We start from the raw sequence: 17,290 nt of genomic DNA on the forward strand, positions 1-17,290 counted from the left end.
AAGTCACCTGGCGGTGCTTTTTATGCAGCAGGGTTCTTTATGGAAAAATTAATACCCTGGATTAATTAAAAAACAATATGAAAAAAGAACAAAATGCTCTAAAAATAATTCCAGACTCTCTCCACTCAGCCGAAACAAAGAATTAGGCATCCGTGCAAAAAAATAAAAATGTAAGTATTTTTATTCTTTTTCAAAAAAACGTGTTTATCAGAGCTGAGACACGTATAGTTTATGTATGGTTTATACTGTGGGAGTCTGAAGCACCAGTTATTTCGATGGAGTGTGAACAGGATGTGATGCGGCTGCCTCTTTTTGGGCTGTTTTCGCATCCTCAATGATATCAGGGTTATTGGGTACGTATTCTACTATATCATCCAGATCACAGTTAAGAACAGTGCATATTCGGTCTAATGAAAAGATTTCTACATTTTCATTGTCCCGAAGTCTGCGCAATAACCTTTTTTCGATTCCACACTCATTAATGAGATAGTACTGTGAAATATGGCGTTTTTTCAATGTCTCCCAGAATCTGTCGTATTTTATCATCACTCAAATTCCTGTCCATTTTGTTCTTGCCATATCTCTATTATGGGTTTAAAATGAAAAACATAACAGGGTGATTATAGTCACCCTATCTGGGAGGACTAAGATATGCGAAAAGGATTAAAAATAGCAGGTTCCACTGTATTTGCAGCTGCATTGTCTTCGTGTCTGTTTTACTGTATGGTAGCAGGGGCGAAATCTGGCGCTGTGGTATATGTGGTCATGGCTGCACTGTTGTCTGTTATTATTTCGGTAACTCTGTGTGCAGGGTTTCATTATATCCGCCATCTTCAGAAGCTTTTGAAGGAGCTCAGTGAGAAGTAGTTTTTATATAAGAAGTAGTAAACAGTGGAAGTACGATTTAAATCGTGTTGTTGTATAAGGGAAACAATAATTCAGAAAGAGCTGGCGACAATAGGTATCAGGAATAATAGAACAGCTGTGATGGATGGAAAATCTGTCAGAGCTGTTCTTTTTGTGCCATAATAAAAAAGGACATAATAAAAAGGCGCTGGCATTTAAGCCAGCACCCTTTAAAGCAACAGAGCTGTATAAGCGGATTATTTCTCCACCAGAAGTGATTTACCAGTCATCTCAGCTGGCTGCTCCATGCCCATAAGCTGGATCAGAGTCGGGATGATGTCTGCCAGGCAGCCGTTCTCACGAAGAGTATATTTCGGGTCTGCATTAACCAGAATGAACGGTACCGGATTGGTGGTATGAGCAGTATATGGCTCGCCTGTCTCATAGTCTACAAGCTGCTCTGCGTTACCGTGGTCAGCACAGATGAACATCTGTCCGTCAACCTCCTTCAGAGCCTCTACAGCCTTTCCTACGCACTCATCAACAGCTTCAACAGCTTTGATAGCTGCAGCTTCAACACCTGTATGACCAACCATATCCGGGTTGGCGAAGTTGATGATGATCACATCATATTTCTCAGATTTGATTGCTGCAACAAGCTTCTCGCATACTTCCGGAGCGCTCATCTCTGGCTGCAGGTCGTAAGTCGGAACCTTCGGGGACTTCACAAGGATTCTGTCCTCGCCTTTGTTTGGCTCCTCAACGCCACCGTTGAAGAAGAAGGTTACGTGAGCATATTTCTCTGTCTCAGCGATACGTGCCTGAGTCATGTTGTGAGCTGCAAGGTACTCGCCGAATGTGTTGTGAAGCTGAACCTTGTGGAATGCAACCAGCTTATTTCCGATGGTGTCATCGTAATCTGTGAAGCATACATATGTGAGGTCAAGGCGTTTCTCTCTTGCGAAACCTGTAAATTCGTCATCGCAGAATGCTCTTGTAATCTCACGTGCACGGTCAGGACGGAAGTTGAAAAATACAACAGAATCTTTATCAGAAACAACGGCAACTGGTTTTCCATCTTTCTCAATGACTGTTGGAAGAACGAATTCGTCTGTCTTGCCGTCGTCATAGGATGCCTGTACAGCCTCAGCTGCGTCGGTTCCCTTAACACCCTCGCCCTTGGTAAGTGCGTTGTAAGCAAGCTCAACACGATCCCAGCGGTTGTCACGGTCCATTGCGTAATAACGTCCGGAAACAACACCAATCTCACCTACGCCAAGCTCATCCATCTTCGCCTGGAGCTGCTGGATATATCCTTTTCCGGAAGCCGGAGGGGTGTCACGGCCGTCCAGGAAGCAGTGTACATAAACTTTATTAAGTCCCTCTTTCTTAGCCATTTCAAGAAGACCAAAAAGGTGAGTAATGTGGCTGTGAACACCACCATCAGAAAGAAGACCCATGAAGTGGATCGCGGAATCATTTTCTTTGGCATTCTTCATAGCTGCAAGAAGTGCTTCATTTTTGAAGAAGTCTCCGTCCTGAATCTCTTTGGTGATTCTGGTAAGCTCCTGGTATACGATACGGCCTGCACCCATATTCATATGACCAACCTCGGAGTTACCCATCTGACCGTCCGGAAGACCTACAGCCAGTCCGCTTGCATTACCTTTTACAAAAGGATATTCAGCCATCAGCTTGTCCATGACAGGTGTGTTCGCTTCGTATACAGCGTTTGCGTCATGTCTTTCATTCAGGCCATATCCGTCAAGAATCATTAAAACCGTTGGTTTTTTGCTCATAATGTGCTCCTTTATATGATAAAATTTCCCTTTTGTTGTTCCTTATATATAGTATCAAAAATCTGGGATTTTTCAATCACAATTTTTTTTATTTCTGGAAACTATTTTTAGCAGTATTTACTATGGGAGTTCTGATGAGAAAGAATTCTGCCTTGGCAGGCTTTTTATATAACAGCTTATTACATAAAAAAGGCACGAACGAATCGTGCCTTTGACTGTATGCTTAAGATAAACATATGTACAATATAATTTTGATTTTTCTAATTACTTCCTATAAACTCGGATAGTCTTTGAAATACGCTTTACCGAAGACTTATTGGAAAGCTCCTGTACCGCTGTCTTGAAGTCACCCTCACGAACCTTGGAAGTGATCACAACAACCTCTGCAAGATGGTCGTCCTGGTTCTGGCTGTCCTTCTGGATGATCTGGGCAATGCTTACGTGATATTTGGCGAAAACCTCTGTCATTTCAGCAAGTACACCGCAGCGGTCTTCTACATGAAGGCGAAGGAAGTAACGGTTGTAGGTATCTTCCATTTTTTTCACAGGAAGCTGTTTATAGCAGGTACATCCGATACGGCCGCAGCAGCCTGCTTCCATATTGCGCACAATATCAAAAATATCTCCAACTACAGCACTTGCAGTAGGAAGCTCGCCTGCACCCCGTCCGAAGAACATGGCATCCTCTACAGCATCTCCATGGACAAAGACCGCATTATAGGAATCATTAACGGTTGCAAGAGGATGATCATTTGGAATCAGCATCGGGCAGACGTAAGCTTCTACACCGGACTCAGTATTGCGGGCAACACCAAGAAGCTTGATGGCACAGCCCATCTCTTTTGCATAGCGGATGTCCTTGGCGGAAATTTTTGTGATTCCTTCGATATAAACATCATCAAATACCACTCTGGAATTAAAAGCAACGCTGGCGAGAATAGCCACCTTGCGTCCTGCATCAAGTCCATCAATATCCGCAGTAGGATCCGCTTCTGCATAGCCAAGCTCTGTGGCAAGTGCCAGTGCATCTTTAAATTCCATATTCTCCTGGGACATTTTTGTGAGGATGAAGTTGGTAGTACCGTTTACAATACCCATAACCTCGCTCATGTGGTTGCCTGCCAGGCACTGCTTCAAAGGACGGATAATAGGTATTCCGCCTGCTACAGCTGCTTCAAAGAGAAAATCCACATGGGAAGCTCTGGCTGTGTCCATAAGTTCTTTTCCGTGGACGGCAATCAGATCTTTGTTTGCTGTTACTACGTGCTTGCCTGCGTGAAGAGCATCCAGAATATAGGTTCTGGCAGGTTCGATTCCACCGATCAGTTCGATTATAATGTCAATGGAAGGATCTGCTTTAATATCCTCCCAGCTATTGGTAAGGACAGCCGGATCATCTACCTTGCCAGCTGCCTTTTCCAGGTTGCGGACAAGTATTTTGCGTATTTTAACCTTGCAGCCGATCTTGGCTGTCATTTCTTCTTCCTGGTTCTTCAGAACCTTGTAAACACCGGTTCCAACTGTTCCAAGCCCAAGCAGGGCTGCGTTTATAACTTTTTCTCCCATGGGGAACTCCCTTCTTAAAAATAGTAGTGCTGCCGTTTGATCGTGGTTCCCGTTCATAGTCTGGCAGCAGATATAAACGTAAGCTCGAAAAAGACAGATGTCTTTCACACGTTAACATTTCGTTATGTGGTTCTTATAGTATGGCAGAAAATGGTTTTTGTCAAGCGCTTAAAATAATACAATCCTATGGACTGCGTTCACAAATAAACACCTCGGGGAACAGCACCTGCTGAATAGTTGCAAAATAATAAAAAAAGGGGCTTGAAAGTAGAAAAAATATCGCCTATAATCCCTCTCAAACGATATTTTTTCTTATGGAGGAAAACTGAATATGCAGACAGATATGACTGTGGGAAAGCCCATGAAAATGCTGTTGAATTTTACTATTCCTGTATTTCTGGGAAATGTTTTTCAACAGCTGTACAGTATGGCAGATGCAGTTATTGTTGGAAAGTTTGTTGGAACCAAGGGGCTGGCAGCGGTAGGCGCTACTGGAACCATTACGTTCCTTATTATTGGATTCCTGATGGGGGTTACAACAGGAGTTACAGTTCTTACCTCTCAGAAGTTCGGAGCAGGAAGAATGGATGAGATGCGTAAGACGGTTGGTAATGCAGCAATTCTTTCTGCTGTGATCGCAGTTGTTATGACTGCAGTAAGCATGTTGGGAATGCACAGGCTTCTTGTATTCATGCATACACCTGAAGATATTTTTGATGGTGCATATGGTTATATTATGATCATCTGTGCCGGAATTTTTACCCAGGTATTGTATAATCTGGTGTCCAGTATCTTAAGGGCACTGGGAAACAGCAAAACGCCTCTTTACTTTTTGATTCTGGCGGCAGGACTGAATATTGTACTTGACCTTGTATTTATTATCTTTTTTCACTGGGGAGCGCCGGGAGCTGCCTGGGCTACCGTTATTTCACAGGGAGTGTCAGGAGTTCTTTGCCTGATTTATATGTGGAAGGCCGTGCCGGAACTAAAGATGAAAAAAGAAGACTGGTATTTTAACCGTGATATTGCCGTAAAACAGATCAGTGTGGGAATTCCCATGGGACTGCAGTATTCCATTACAGCCATTGGAGGCATGATGGTACAGAGTTCTTTGAATATACTTGGCTCTTATGCAGTTGCGGCCTTTACAGCAGGCTCTAAGATTGATAATATCTTTACCCAGGCATTTGTAGCTATAGGAACTACAATGTCTACATATAGTGCACAGAATGTTGGTGCGCGTAAGCTGGACCGTGTGCGTCAGGGGTTCCGGTGTGCAGATGTGATCGGCTGTGCATATGCTGTTGTTGTAGGATTTGTCCTGTTTTTTGTGGGAAAAAGCTTTTCTTATCTGTTTATCTCTGATAATGCAGAGGCGGTGATCCCTATGGTGGATACATATCTTCGCTGTGTTGGAATGTTTATGATTCCCCTTTATGTGGTCAATTGTTACCGTAATGGCTTTCAGGGAATGGGATATGGGCTTCTTCCTATGCTCTCAGGCGTGGCAGAGCTTATTGGAAGAGGTGTGATGGCAGTTGTTGCAGCAGATGCCAGGAGTTATACAATGGCATGCATGGCCAGTCCATTTGCATGGATTGTAGCAACAGTCCTTCTTATTGTACTTTACTTCTATGTGATGAAGGATATGAAGAGAAAATTATGTCTGCAGTGAAAGCCAGGATTACAAATCCGTAAACGTGATTTAATAAAATGAATCTGTTATAGACTGTTAAGGCTGAAAAAAGGTCGATTGCAATCCGAGTTTCCAGTTTGAAAGGGTAACTTCCATATATTCTTTCGGAAGAATTAACTTTCACGGATAAGCTCTTGGGGTGGAAGTTTGAATTGCAATTAACATTAAAGGGATTCTTTTGAAGGAAATATACATTTTAAGATACAAAATGGAAAATATATGTTATAATGAAACAAGGTTTCGCCATTAGATGGAGAAGCCTTGTTCAAACAGTGTTTTTATCAGAGGAGAGTTTTATACATGAGTAAGGACAACAAGCATACTCAGGGAAGCCCGGGAGACTTTGAAGATAAAATAGATTCGGCTATGGCAGGTCTTGAAGCAGATCTGGATGAGGAATTCCACGGCGCAGACTTTTATGATGAGGATGACCAGGAGAGTGATTTTGATTCCTGGGAGGGGGAAGACGATTCCGATGCAGAAGAACTGGCTGAGCAGGATTCTGAAGAGGAGTATCCAGAGGAAGAAGAGTACGACCAGGATGATGCAGAGCTGAGCTCGGAAGAAGAGGACTTCTGGGACGAGGAAGAGACAGAATTTGAAGAAGAGAATTCAGAGGAAGAAGGTTTAGAGAGCGAAGATTCAGAGGACGATGAATCAGCAGATGAACCGGAAACATCTGAAAAAGAGCTTCAGGTGGAAATTATTCCGCCCCGTTCCAATAAAGGCAGAAAGCACCGAAGAAAAGACTCTGCCGGTGCTGTAGCACCTGACCAGCCTGAGAAGCAGACTTCTAAGAAATCTGCCAGACCGTCTCCGAAGCCGGCAGCCAGATCTGCCCGTCCGACGAAGATTTCCTATGTTCCTATTACCGATGAGGAACTGGATGAGAAGATCATCCCTGTTCCCAGAAAGAAGCATAAGGGACTTAAAGTTACGGGAATTGTGGCAGCTATTCTTGCGGTGACAGCAGGATGCGCTTATGGAGCAGTGAGTTACTATTATGCAGACAGATTCTTTGAAGGAACCTATATTAACGGAATCAACTGTTCCAATAAGACTGCCTACGAGACAGAGCAGCTGATTGCAAGCAATGTGGAGGATTATTCCATTGAGGTTACCGCGCGGAACCAGGAGCCGCAGACCATCAGCGGAAACCAGATCAATTACCGCTATGTGTCTGACGGAGAAGTTCTGGATCTTTTGAAGCAGCAGAAGCCATATGAATGGGTAAAGGGTTTCATGGAGACCAGAAGCTATACCACCCAGGAGAATGTGACTTTTGATAAGAGTCTGCTTCAGAGTGAAGTAAAGGAATTGAAGTGTGCACAGTCAGAGAACCAGGTTGAGCCGGAGAATGCATATGTGGCGCTTGAGGGAAGCGAGTTTACCATTGTTCCTGAGACAGAGGGCAGCAAGCTGAAGGTGAAGGAAGCCTATAAGGCACTGGACACCGCCATTTCTGGAAGCCAGACATCCATTGATCTGGGAAATACACCGGATGTATATGCAGTGGCAGCAGTGACCAGTGATGATCCCACCCTTCAGGCCACCAGGGATGCTTATAATAATTATACCAAGGCCAGCATTACCTATACATTTGGAGAGCAGACAGTCACTCTTGATGGAAGCACCCTTAAGGAATGGCTGCAGTTTGATGACAAGGGGCAGCTGGTGCAGGATGATGCTTCCTTTACCCAGCATATCAAGGATTTTGTGGCACAGCTGGCAAGTGAGCATGATACAGTTGGAACAACACGTTCCTTTAATACGACCAGTGGTCGTACTGTTTCTGTTTATGGCTCTGCATATGGCTGGAAAATCGATCAGGACGCAGAAGCAGCACAGCTGACAGAAGAGATCCGTACAGGTACCCAGACTACACGGGAACCAGTATATTCCATGAGAGCCAATTCTTATGGATACAATGACATTGGAAGTACCTATATCGAGGTAGATTTGAGTAGTCAGCACATGTACTATTACCAGAATGGCAGCATCATCTTTGACTCTGACATTGTTTCCGGAGATATCCGTTATGATGACAGAGCCACACCTCCGGGAATTTTCACCCTGTATTATAAGAAGAGCCCGGATGTGCTTCGTGGAGAGAAGAAGCCGGACGGCACTTACGAGTACGAAACCCAGGTTACCTACTGGATGCCGTTTAACGGCGGAATTGGTTTCCATGACGCTACCTGGCAGGCATATTTCGGTGGTGACCGCTATACCTACGCCGGATCCCATGGATGTATCAATATGCCGCTGGATGCAGCAGCTACTCTGTACAGCATTATTGATACCAATGTGCCGATCGTGTGCTTCTACTAAAAGATCATTTATCTGACTGGAAAATTGCAGTGAGCAGTAACAATTAGTTTTTGGTCACTGAGTACGAACAAACACGCTCTAGATGGATGAAAAGACAGCTGCATGTCTTTGAGACCGCGGGCAGCAGCATAACACAAAAGAAGTGGAGAATAAGTTAATATGAATATGGATTCATTTGATATGATACTGACTATAGCAGCTCTTGTAATGGGAGTTATGCTTCTTACCGGTCATGGAGATATTCTTATGAAAGGCGGAAATGCTGCTGAGCGTAAGAAGCTTTACGATGACAAAAAGGTTCAGCTGGTTTCCGGCGTGACTCTGCTCATTTTCGGAATCCTCACCGGTCTGGATATGGTGGTCAAGAGCTATGTATACGATATCATTTATCTGGCAGCAGTAATTGTTATCTTCATTATCATGGTGGTAGTGATTCGCAAGAAATGTAAGAAATGAGATGAAAAAGAAGCACTTGTATATCTGGAAATTGATATACAGGTGCTTCTTTTGTAATCCGGATATTGAGCTGCACTGGAGCCTGTTTGAAAAATCATTCCCGCAATCTGCTTTTGAATAACTGTGTGTCACATTCTCGTTACTTCAGTGATGAGTCAGGCACACTATTTTTTGAAAAGTAAGGAATGCTAATAAAAGTTGTATAAATAATTAGAATAATTTCAACAAATCCGCCGGCTTCTCAATTACATAATCCGGTGTATCCACCTGTCCGAATCCATAGGAAGCAAATACAAATGGTACCCCTGCCTCCTGACATGCCTGGTAATCCCCGAAGGTGTCTCCTACATAAACAGGTGCTTTCAGCTGATATTTCTTAGCAATAGAACGGATATTAGCTGCCTTGGCTTCCCCGCTGTCTCCTGGACACAGATGACCGGTGAAGTATTTTCCCAGCCCTGTTTTCTCAAAAACAAGCTCAATATATCCAGCCTGGCAGTTGCTTACTACAAAAAGAGGGTAGCGTTTGTTAAGCTCCTTCAAAGTTTCTTCCAGTCCGTCGTAAACAGGTGCCCCCATCGCACGCAGCAGATCGTGCTCAGCCTGGCAGCAGATATCGATGACCCGAAGCTGCTCCGCTTCAGTCTGTTCTGGAAGGATTGCCTTCGCAATATCCGGGAGAAGTCTGCCAAACAGCCCTTTCAGCTGATCAGCTGTCACACGGACATCAAGATTCTCTTTTTCTAAAGCCTTATTCCACGCCATAGCTACAACGTCGGTGGAATTCCATATAGTTCCGTCAATATCAAAAATAATACTGTCCATTTGAGGTTTTTAGTCCTTTCTGGTGTGCTTAAAATTCTTAAATTGCTTCTTTTCTCATTCTGTTTTGAAATCTGACGGTTTCTATTCTATATAGGAAAATCAAAAAAATCAATCTCCTAATATGGGATTTTTCAATTTTAACTGGCTTTTTGCCGATTTTATGTTATGATAGGAAAGGTGACTGTTGCTTTTGAACTATTGGTCAGTTTTATATTGCAGTGAAATAGTTACATTATTTCTTGAGACTGTCATTGAAGAAAGCCTTTTTCAGACACGTTTTGGGAGTCAGGCAGCAGCACGAGGTGAACTATGAAATACGAAAATATTACAGAAGGCCGTTTCCTGGATCGTCCGAACCGATTTATCGCACATGTGGAGATTGCGGGACAGACAGAGACGGTTCATGTAAAGAACACAGGCAGATGCAGGGAGCTTTTGATTCCTGGTGTTCAGGTTTTTCTGGAAAAGAGCAGTAATCCGGCAAGGAAAACAGCATACGATCTGGTCTGTGTAAATAAAGGCGGACGCCTGATCAATATGGATTCCCAGATTCCCAATAAAGCCGCCCTGGAATGGGTAAGGGCAGGACATCTTTTTCCGGAGGAAGTGCAGGTAACTCCTGAGAAAACTTATGGAAATTCCAGATTCGATCTGTATGCCTGTTCAGATAAGAGAAAGGCTTTTATTGAGGTCAAGGGTGTAACCCTGGAAGCAGACAATATTGCCCGTTTTCCAGATGCTCCTACTGCGAGGGGCGTGAAGCATCTGGAAGAGCTGATCCATTGCATGAGGGAAGGATATGAGGCTTATCTGCTTCTGGTGATCCAGATGAAGGGAATTACAAGATTTGAACCAAACTGGGATACGCACCGGGAATTTGGGGAAACCTTACAGAAAGCGAAAAAGGCAGGGGTGCATATTCTGGCCTATGACTGTCTGGTAGAGCCGGACGGGATGGAAATACAGAATCCAGTGCCTGTGTGTTTGGAGGAAACTAGATGACAGATGAGTTTATACAGCCTCTTCTTACCTGGTATGATGAGAATAAAAGGATTTTGCCCTGGAGGGATAAGCACAACGCTTATTACACCTGGGTATCCGAGATCATGCTCCAGCAGACCCGCGTGGAAGCTGTAAAGCCCTATTTTGAAAGATTTATCAGGGAACTGCCGGATATCCCGGCCCTGGCAGTCTGTCCGGAGGAAAAGCTGTTAAAGCTGTGGGAAGGTCTTGGATACTATAGCCGTGTGCGGAACATGCAGCTGGCAGCCAGGGAAATGGTAGAAAAATATAATGGCAGACTTCCCGAAGACTTTTCCCTTCTTATCTCGTTAAAGGGGATAGGAAGTTACACTGCAGGAGCTATCGCTTCTATAGCGTATGGCATTCCGGTGCCAGCCGTAGATGGAAATGTTTTCCGTGTAGTCACCAGAATGACGGAAGATTCGGAAGACATTACCAGACCTGCATTTCGCAAAAAGACAGAAAGCGCATTGCAAGAAATTATCCCGAAAGACCGTCCAGGTGATTTTAATCAGGCAATGATGGAGCTTGGAGCAGTAGTGTGCGTCCCCAACGGACAGCCCAAATGTGATCTTTGTCCGGTGAGATGCTTTTGCCAGGCAGGACTTCACGGCACCATGGAGAAGTTTCCGGTGAAAGCACCAAAGAAGCCAAGAGTGGTGGAAGAGCGAACCGTTCTGGTTATTCAGGATGGAAGCTGCACTGCGATCCGCAAGCGGCCGCCGAAAGGCCTCCTTGCCGGATTATACGAGCTTCCAAATACAGAAGGATACCTGAACCGTGAGGAAGCCCTGGAATACGTGAAAGAGCTTGGCGCAGAGCCCTTATATATAGAAGAACTGCCAGATGCCAGGCATATTTTTTCCCACATTGAGTGGCGGATGAAAGCGTACCGGATCCGCGTGTCCTCCCTGGAGCAGACACATGTCCCGGGAATTCTTTTTGCAGATAAAAAAGAATCAGAGAGAAACTACGCCATACCTTCTGCGTTTGGCGCTTATGAAAAATATATGTAACGGTTCTGCTGGCGTTTTTGAGAACATAACTCAAAGAAAAAAAGAAAAATACATCGCAAGGTGCGTAATTTTAAAATACAGAATCGTTACACTACATGAGGAGGAAAATAAATGAAATTACTGAGTATAGCAATTCCATGTTATAATTCTGAAGCTTATATGGAGAACTGCATCAAATCCCTTTTACCAGGCGGAGATGAAGTAGAGATCCTTGTAATTGACGATGGATCCAAGGACAGAACAGCCGAGATCGCAGATGAATACCAGGAGAAATATCCAGGCATTGTCCGCGCCATCCATCAGCCAAACCTTGGCCACGGCGGCGCCGTAAACACCGGTATCCACAATGCCCAGGGGCTCTATTTCAAGGTTGTAGACAGCGATGACTGGGTAAATGAAGAATCCTACAAAGAGATCCTGAAAACTCTGGAAGAGCTGGTAAAAGGCTCCAAAACAGTTGATCTTCTCATCAGTAATTTTGTATACGAGAAACAGGGTGCTACCCGCAAGAAGGTTATGCAGTATCGTCACTGCCTGCCAGTGAACCAGATTTTCACCTGGAATGAAGTAGGTCACATGCCAAAGGGAAAATATCTTCTCATGCACTCCATGATCTACCGTACCCAGCTTCTCCTTGAGTGCAACTTGACTCTGCCGGAGCATACCTTCTACGTAGATAATATTTTTGCCTTTGATCCGCTGCCGTATGTACAGAACATGTACTACCTGGATACTAATTTCTACCGTTACTTTATCGGCCGCGATGACCAGTCCGTAAACGAGACAGTTATGATCCGCAGAATCGACCAGCAGCTCCGCGTAAATAAACTGATGGTAAATTCCTACACCAGCTGCGGCAGCATGAATAAACGCACCAGAGCCTACATGATCAGTTATCTGGATATTATTACTACCATTTCCTCCATTATGCTGATCCGCTCCGGCACAAAGGAAGCTCTCGACAAGAAGAAAGAGCTTCTGGAATATATCCGCTCCACGAACCGTGCCCTCTACGGAAAACTTCGCCACAGCCTCATGGGTAACTTCATGAACCTTCCAGGCCGCGGCGGACGTAAGGTGTCTGTAGCTGCATACAAGCTTTGCCAGAAGTTCTACGGATTTAACTGATTAATGATCAGGGCGCTCTGGAGACTGTTTGAAAAATCATTCCTGCAATCTGTACGCCCCACTTTGCAGCATATTTTATCTATATTCGGTTGTCGCCGCTCGTATTTTTGTTAAAAAAAACGCGCCTTCCCATTTCTGGAAGTGCGCGTTTTGTTTAATAATGTTTCCTGCGATTATTCCGTCCAATTCTCTCTACTGCCATGCCACTTGCTTCTTCTCCTGCCTTCTGCGGATAGAAAAACAGATATCCAAACAGCGCCAGCGTAGCACCACAGCACACATCAATTACGGAATGCTGCTTCAGGAACATAGTAGACATGATAATAAGTAATGTAAGAACCAATGATCCATACCTTACCCCTTTGTGGTCTCTCAGCGCCTCACAATTGGTAAGTGACATATGAACTGCCAGAGAATTAAATACATGAATACTTGGCAGAACATTGGTCGGTGTATCCGTCCGATACAGCCATCTTACCATATCTGTAAACACGTTTTCCCTTGGAAACTCTGATGGTCTTAAGTGCAGTACATTTGGATATGCATAAGACACGATCAGGAAAACAGTCATACCCATCATCATATTGAAAATCAACTGATAATATTCTTTTTTATTCTTGTTCCTGAAGATAAAGTATAAAACTGTGAGAATCTGATACGGAAACCATAATAGATAGGGGACAATAAAATACTCACAAAATGGTATGTAATCATCAAAAACAGTGTCGATCACATGAAATCCCCATACCGGCCTGCACTCCAGATACTCAAAAAAAAGCATATAAACAATGGCATACGCAAGTATGATCAGACCATGCCTGTATTTTTTTATAAATTGTACCAAGTCTTTTTCACTCCTTTTCCAATCTGGGTTACCGGTCTTGTAATTCCGGATCCCCCAAATCGTGAGAGATTATACCACAGGTAAAATGATTTTTAAAGAGCTTTTTTCAATGGAAACTGTTAAATCTTCGCGAATTCCGCCAGATTCCCCGTCAATATGAATGGGAAGAGCGGACGCACTATGTACATGGATATCGCTGCAGGTGAGAATATGTATTCCCCTGATGCCCACATGCTTTCCGAAAAAAGCAGTAGGCAGGCAAAATAAAAGCTTTATCTTACGGATACCTTCCACAAGGATCACGTCCAGAAGCTGGTCGTCAGGCTGAGCATCCGGGCAGAACTTAAAACCGCCGCCTTCATATTTCTGATTCATAACCGCTGTAAAATATACGTGGTCATAGGAAAAAGTATTCTCTCCATCTAGGGTCACTGTCATTTTTCCTGGATTAATAAAAATCAGCTGCTTCAATGCAATGAAAAGATAAATCAGCTTTCCCAGCCCAAGACGATTGAATATCTTCTTTAAGGGCGTTGCCAGAACCTCCTGGCATACGCCGGCGTCATATCCGATTCCCGTGCTGATACCGAATCGGGACTTCTTATTATTGCGGAGCAGGTAAGGAACATCCATTTTGCTGATATGCTCTGCCTTTAGGATATATTCCAGTGATTCCATTGGATCAAAAGGGAGTCTCATGCTTCTGCAGAAATCATTGCCAGAGCCGGTTGGAATGTATCCGAAGACTACCCGGTCAAAATCGGTGATGCCGGTGAGCACCTCGTGAATGGTGCCGTCACCTCCCACTGCAATGATATATACAGGCTCAGATTCAGTGCCAAGAGCACAGGCATCAGAAGCAATCTCTGCAGTATGTCCGGAATATCTTGTAAGGCAGTACTGGAAATCAATTCCCCGAAGCATAAGCTGCTGATGAATTTCATTCCAGATGGAACGTCCCCTGCCAGAGCGGGAATTGGGATTAACAATAAAATAATACATAACTTCTCCTAGGTTTTTAGAACATGTTTGCAAAATCTCCCATAAATTGTGAAGCACATATCAGGGAAAGTATTTGGGGGCATGCTCTGTGGCAAAGAACCTGAAGCCTTGCGATGTAGATTCTCTGTCTTTTATGGTTACATAATAGCATTGGTGGGATCGTTTTACAAATTAATTTTAACAAAATATTCTTAAAAATTTCTGAAGTGTGTTATAATGTAACTATTCCTTAACAATTATGGAGAGGATTTCACTGTTTGCTTAAGCAGACATCATCAAATACAAAAATAATCAGGAGTGTATACATGAAATCACTTGTAATTGCGGAAAAACCGTCCGTTGCCAGAGACATTGCCCGTGTTCTTGGCGCAAACCAGAAAAATGGTGGTATTCTCGAAGGCAAAAACTATGTAGTAACCTGGGCACTTGGACATCTTGTAACCCTGGCTGACCCGGAAGAATATGACAGAAAGTATGAAAAATGGGAAATGGCGACCTTGCCCATGCTCCCCAAGGAGATGAAGCTGGTAGTCATCCGCCAGACAGGCAGGCAATTTTCCGTAGTAAAGACTCAGCTTTTCCGAAAAGATATTGGAGAAATCATTATAGCCACAGATGCAGGACGGGAGGGTGAACTTGTTGCCCGCTGGATTCTGGAAAAAGCAGGCTGCCATAAGCCAATTAAGAGACTGTGGATTTCCTCAGTCACAGATAAAGCAATTAAAGAAGGCTTTGCCAATCTGAAAGACGGGCATGACTATGATAATCTTTACCGTGCAGCTGTTGCAAGGGCAGAAGCAGACTGGCTGGTGGGAATGAATGGTACCAGAGCTCTCACCTGTAAATACAACGCCCAGCTTTCCTGTGGCAGGGTGCAGACCCCCACCCTTGCCATGATCGCAAAGCGCGAAGAAGAAATCCGCAAATTTGTGCCAAAAGAATATTATGGTATTTCTCTGGAGACCCAGGATGTGAAATGGACCTGGAGAGATGAGAAAACAAAGAGCTTCCGTACTTTTTCCAGGGAAAGGGCAGAGCAGATCAAAGGCAGGCTGGAGAACGCTGCTCTTGAAATAACCAGTGTAGAGAAAAAAGCAAAAAAGACTATGGCCCCGGGCTTGTACGACCTGACAACTTTGCAGAGGGAAGCCAACCTGAAATATGGTTTTTCTGCAAAAGAGACCCTGAATATTATGCAGCGCCTTTACGAAAATCACAAAGTACTCACATATCCCAGAACCGATTCCCGATACATTGGAAAGGACATTGTTCCTACTATTAAGGAAAGACTGAAGGCCTGCGGAATCGGTCCGTACAGAAAGCTTGCTGGCGCACTTATGAATAAGCCTGTGCAGGTGAATGGAAGTTTTGTGGATGATAAGAGGGTCAGTGACCACCATGCGATCATTCCGACAGAACAGTTTGTTCAGCTGGACCACATGACAAATGAAGAACGGAAGATTTATGATATGGTTGTCCGTCGTTTCCTTGCAGTTCTTTATCCTGCAAGCCAGTATGAGCAGGTGACCATGGAGGCGAAAGCGGCAGGAGAAACTTTTGCAGCCAGCGGCAAAGTGATAAAGAGCATGGGCTGGAAGGAAGTTTACGAAGGCGGAGCAGATGATGATTTGGAAGATGAGGCGGATGATGAGAAAAAACTGAAAGACCAGCGTCTTCCGGAGATGAAAACCGGAACCAGACTAAAGATTTTGAAAACTTCCTTAAATACAGGAAAAACAAAACCGCCAGCAAGATTGATATGCCCCTTGTCAAGTAGACAGGTGAAATATCTAAAGGTAATCGAGTAGGAGGCGGTGACTAACCGCCGTCCTCTCACAGCACCGTACGTACCGTTCGGTATACGGCGCTTTCAATAGTTGACGTGCACAGACTGATAAGCTGTGGCTAAATCGTAAAAGCCACTGTTTATCAGTCTTTCTTTATTCAGCGCCCAAATCACAGCTTTGTTATTGCTGATATACCAATACTTTCTGCGACTGTTTGCTATTGTTGCCGCATAGTGTTCTGGGATTCCCAGCTTGACTAGATTTTTATATTTCGTTCTAGGTTTCTTCCACTGTTTCCATATGCACATGCGTATTCTGTGATAGAGCCATCCGTTGATGTCGTCTATGTTGTTCTTCATACTTGCAATTCCGTAGTAGTTGAGCCATCCTCTTGCATATACTCTTATTTTCTCAAGGCTTGGCTTGATTGACTGACATCGCTTACGGGAAGATAACTCCTTCAGTCTGGACTTGAACTTCTTCCATGACTTCGGATGAACTCGGACATAAATGCCTTTTCCGTTCCTTCCCAATGCAAAGCCAAGGAATTTAAAATTTCGGATTGCAAACACGCTGACAGTACGGCTCTTTTCTCGGTTGACTGTAAGTTTCAGTCTCTCCTCAAGATATTTTGTACTACTTTCCAAGAGTCTCTCTGATGCCCGCCTGCTCTTTGCAAGAAGCACGATGTCATCTGCATATCTTATGCATGGAACACCTCTTTTCAGGAATTCCTGGTCGAACTCATTGAGATAGACATTTGCCAGCAATGGTGATAGATTTCCACCTTGTGGTGAGCCTTCCTCTGTGTCAATGACCACTCCGTTTTCCATTACACCGCTCTTCAGATAGCGCTTTATCAACTGTACTACACGTTCATCTTTTACATTCTTCCGGAGAAGATTGATGAGAATTTCGTGATTAAGAGTATCGAAGTACTTTGACAAGTCAAGGACTACAGCAAATGTATA

15 protein-coding genes and 1 pseudogene are annotated in these 17,290 nt (G+C 44.0%); 8 read left to right on the forward strand and 8 right to left on the reverse strand.

Annotated features, from left to right (window positions below; genetic code table 11):
* Positions 1 to 267 precede the first annotated feature (267 nt).
* Positions 268 to 546 (reverse strand): helix-turn-helix transcriptional regulator, encoded by a 279-nt coding sequence (locus AB5Z12_RS04885; protein WP_118580910.1) that lies wholly within the window; start codon positions 544 to 546, stop codon positions 268 to 270.
* Between the two features lie 105 nt (positions 547 to 651).
* Here AB5Z12_RS04885 and AB5Z12_RS04890 point away from each other — a divergent pair, with 105 nt between their 5' ends.
* Positions 652 to 867 carry a hypothetical protein gene (locus AB5Z12_RS04890; RefSeq protein WP_118580907.1) on the forward strand — a complete coding sequence of 72 codons (216 nt, stop codon included), beginning with the start codon at positions 652 to 654 and terminating at the stop codon, positions 865 to 867.
* A gap of 236 nt (positions 868 to 1,103) precedes the next feature.
* Here the strand turns inward: AB5Z12_RS04890 and gpmI are convergent, their stop codons facing one another.
* Positions 1,104 to 2,645, reverse strand: coding sequence for a 2,3-bisphosphoglycerate-independent phosphoglycerate mutase (gene gpmI / locus AB5Z12_RS04895; protein WP_118580904.1), 1,542 nt, complete (start codon positions 2,643 to 2,645; stop codon positions 1,104 to 1,106).
* A gap of 264 nt (positions 2,646 to 2,909) precedes the next feature.
* The gene (locus AB5Z12_RS04900; RefSeq protein WP_118580901.1) at positions 2,910 to 4,211 is read right to left on the reverse strand and encodes a homoserine dehydrogenase; all 1,302 of its coding nucleotides are present in this window, start codon (positions 4,209 to 4,211) and stop codon (positions 2,910 to 2,912) included.
* 331 nt (positions 4,212 to 4,542) lie between these two features.
* Here AB5Z12_RS04900 and AB5Z12_RS04905 point away from each other — a divergent pair, with 331 nt between their 5' ends.
* From AB5Z12_RS04905 to AB5Z12_RS04915, 3 genes are all read left to right on the forward strand, one after another.
* Positions 4,543 to 5,886 (forward strand): MATE family efflux transporter, encoded by a 1,344-nt coding sequence (locus tag AB5Z12_RS04905; RefSeq protein ID WP_173715630.1) that lies wholly within the window; start codon positions 4,543 to 4,545, stop codon positions 5,884 to 5,886.
* Between the two features lie 321 nt (positions 5,887 to 6,207).
* Positions 6,208 to 8,238, forward strand: a complete 2,031-nt coding sequence (locus AB5Z12_RS04910; protein ID WP_226837158.1) for a L,D-transpeptidase family protein — start codon at positions 6,208 to 6,210, stop codon at positions 8,236 to 8,238.
* Positions 8,239 to 8,397: 159 nt separating this feature from the next.
* Positions 8,398 to 8,694 carry a DUF3784 domain-containing protein gene (locus AB5Z12_RS04915; protein WP_226855285.1) on the forward strand — a complete coding sequence of 99 codons (297 nt, stop codon included), beginning with the start codon at positions 8,398 to 8,400 and terminating at the stop codon, positions 8,692 to 8,694.
* Positions 8,695 to 8,904: 210 nt separating this feature from the next.
* On the opposite strand, the gene AB5Z12_RS04920 is transcribed toward AB5Z12_RS04915, so the two are convergent.
* Positions 8,905 to 9,519 (reverse strand): HAD family hydrolase, encoded by a 615-nt coding sequence (locus tag AB5Z12_RS04920; protein WP_148462493.1) that lies wholly within the window; start codon positions 9,517 to 9,519, stop codon positions 8,905 to 8,907.
* 309 nt (positions 9,520 to 9,828) lie between these two features.
* On the opposite strand from AB5Z12_RS04920, the gene sfsA reads away from it, so the two are divergent.
* The 3 genes from sfsA (at position 9,829) to AB5Z12_RS04935 (ending at position 12,686) form a co-directional block, all read left to right on the forward strand.
* Entirely contained in the window at positions 9,829 to 10,521 is a 693-nt protein-coding gene (gene sfsA / locus AB5Z12_RS04925; protein ID WP_118583848.1) for a DNA/RNA nuclease SfsA, read from the forward strand.
* Positions 10,518 to 11,558, forward strand: coding sequence for an A/G-specific adenine glycosylase (gene mutY, locus AB5Z12_RS04930; RefSeq protein WP_368357289.1), 1,041 nt, complete (start codon positions 10,518 to 10,520; stop codon positions 11,556 to 11,558). The genes sfsA and mutY overlap by 4 nt, the downstream gene beginning before the upstream one ends.
* Positions 11,559 to 11,669: 111 nt before the next feature.
* On the forward strand, positions 11,670 to 12,686 hold the full coding sequence (locus tag AB5Z12_RS04935; RefSeq protein WP_118583852.1) for a glycosyltransferase family 2 protein: 1,017 nt from the start codon (positions 11,670 to 11,672) through the stop codon (positions 12,684 to 12,686).
* 7 nt (positions 12,687 to 12,693) lie between these two features.
* Here AB5Z12_RS04935 and AB5Z12_RS04940 read toward each other — a convergent pair whose 3' ends face one another.
* The 3 genes from AB5Z12_RS04940 to AB5Z12_RS04950 form a co-directional block, all read right to left on the reverse strand.
* Entirely contained in the window at positions 12,694 to 12,765 is a 72-nt protein-coding gene (locus AB5Z12_RS04940; protein WP_368072542.1) for a DUF6783 domain-containing protein, read from the reverse strand.
* A 75-nt stretch (positions 12,766 to 12,840) separates the two neighbouring features.
* Entirely contained in the window at positions 12,841 to 13,530 is a 690-nt protein-coding gene (locus AB5Z12_RS04945) for a phosphatase PAP2 family protein (protein ID WP_148462491.1), read from the reverse strand.
* A 69-nt stretch (positions 13,531 to 13,599) separates the two neighbouring features.
* Positions 13,600 to 14,532 carry a diacylglycerol kinase family protein gene (locus tag AB5Z12_RS04950; protein ID WP_368357288.1) on the reverse strand — a complete coding sequence of 311 codons (933 nt, stop codon included), beginning with the start codon at positions 14,530 to 14,532 and terminating at the stop codon, positions 13,600 to 13,602.
* Positions 14,533 to 14,837: 305 nt separating this feature from the next.
* On the opposite strand from AB5Z12_RS04950, the pseudogene AB5Z12_RS04955 reads away from it, so the two are divergent.
* Positions 14,838 to 16,280 (forward strand): annotated as a pseudogene (locus AB5Z12_RS04955) (DNA topoisomerase 3); the annotation flags it as partial.
* A gap of 122 nt (positions 16,281 to 16,402) precedes the next feature.
* On the opposite strand, the gene AB5Z12_RS04960 reads toward AB5Z12_RS04955, so the two are convergent.
* On the reverse strand, positions 16,403 to 17,290 hold an 888-nt coding region (locus AB5Z12_RS04960; protein ID WP_368366355.1), incomplete at its 5' end, for a reverse transcriptase domain-containing protein.

Origin of the sequence: Ruminococcus sp. RTP21358st1_G6_RTP21358_211008, from assembly GCF_040908885.1 — a bacterium.
GTDB lineage: Bacteria > Bacillota > Clostridia > Lachnospirales > Lachnospiraceae > Blautia_A > Blautia_A faecis.

Bases quoted from the DNA above. Each gene is read 5' to 3' on its own strand.
- AB5Z12_RS04885 (WP_118580910.1), bottom strand. From the start codon at position 546: ATGATAAAATACGACAGATTCTGGGAGACATTGAAAAAACGCCATATT.
- AB5Z12_RS04890 (WP_118580907.1), top strand. From the start codon at position 652: ATGCGAAAAGGATTAAAAATAGCAGGTTCCACTGTATTTGCAGCTGCA.
- gpmI (WP_118580904.1), bottom strand. From the start codon at position 2,645: ATGAGCAAAAAACCAACGGTTTTAATGATTCTTGACGGATATGGCCTG.
- AB5Z12_RS04900 (WP_118580901.1), bottom strand. From the start codon at position 4,211: ATGGGAGAAAAAGTTATAAACGCAGCCCTGCTTGGGCTTGGAACAGTT.
- AB5Z12_RS04905 (WP_173715630.1), top strand. From the start codon at position 4,543: ATGCAGACAGATATGACTGTGGGAAAGCCCATGAAAATGCTGTTGAAT.
- AB5Z12_RS04910 (WP_226837158.1), top strand. From the start codon at position 6,208: ATGAGTAAGGACAACAAGCATACTCAGGGAAGCCCGGGAGACTTTGAA.
- AB5Z12_RS04915 (WP_226855285.1), top strand. From the start codon at position 8,398: ATGAATATGGATTCATTTGATATGATACTGACTATAGCAGCTCTTGTA.
- AB5Z12_RS04920 (WP_148462493.1), bottom strand. From the start codon at position 9,519: ATGGACAGTATTATTTTTGATATTGACGGAACTATATGGAATTCCACC.
- sfsA (WP_118583848.1), top strand. From the start codon at position 9,829: ATGAAATACGAAAATATTACAGAAGGCCGTTTCCTGGATCGTCCGAAC.
- mutY (WP_368357289.1), top strand. From the start codon at position 10,518: ATGACAGATGAGTTTATACAGCCTCTTCTTACCTGGTATGATGAGAAT.
- AB5Z12_RS04935 (WP_118583852.1), top strand. From the start codon at position 11,670: ATGAAATTACTGAGTATAGCAATTCCATGTTATAATTCTGAAGCTTAT.
- AB5Z12_RS04950 (WP_368357288.1), bottom strand. From the start codon at position 14,532: ATGTATTATTTTATTGTTAATCCCAATTCCCGCTCTGGCAGGGGACGT.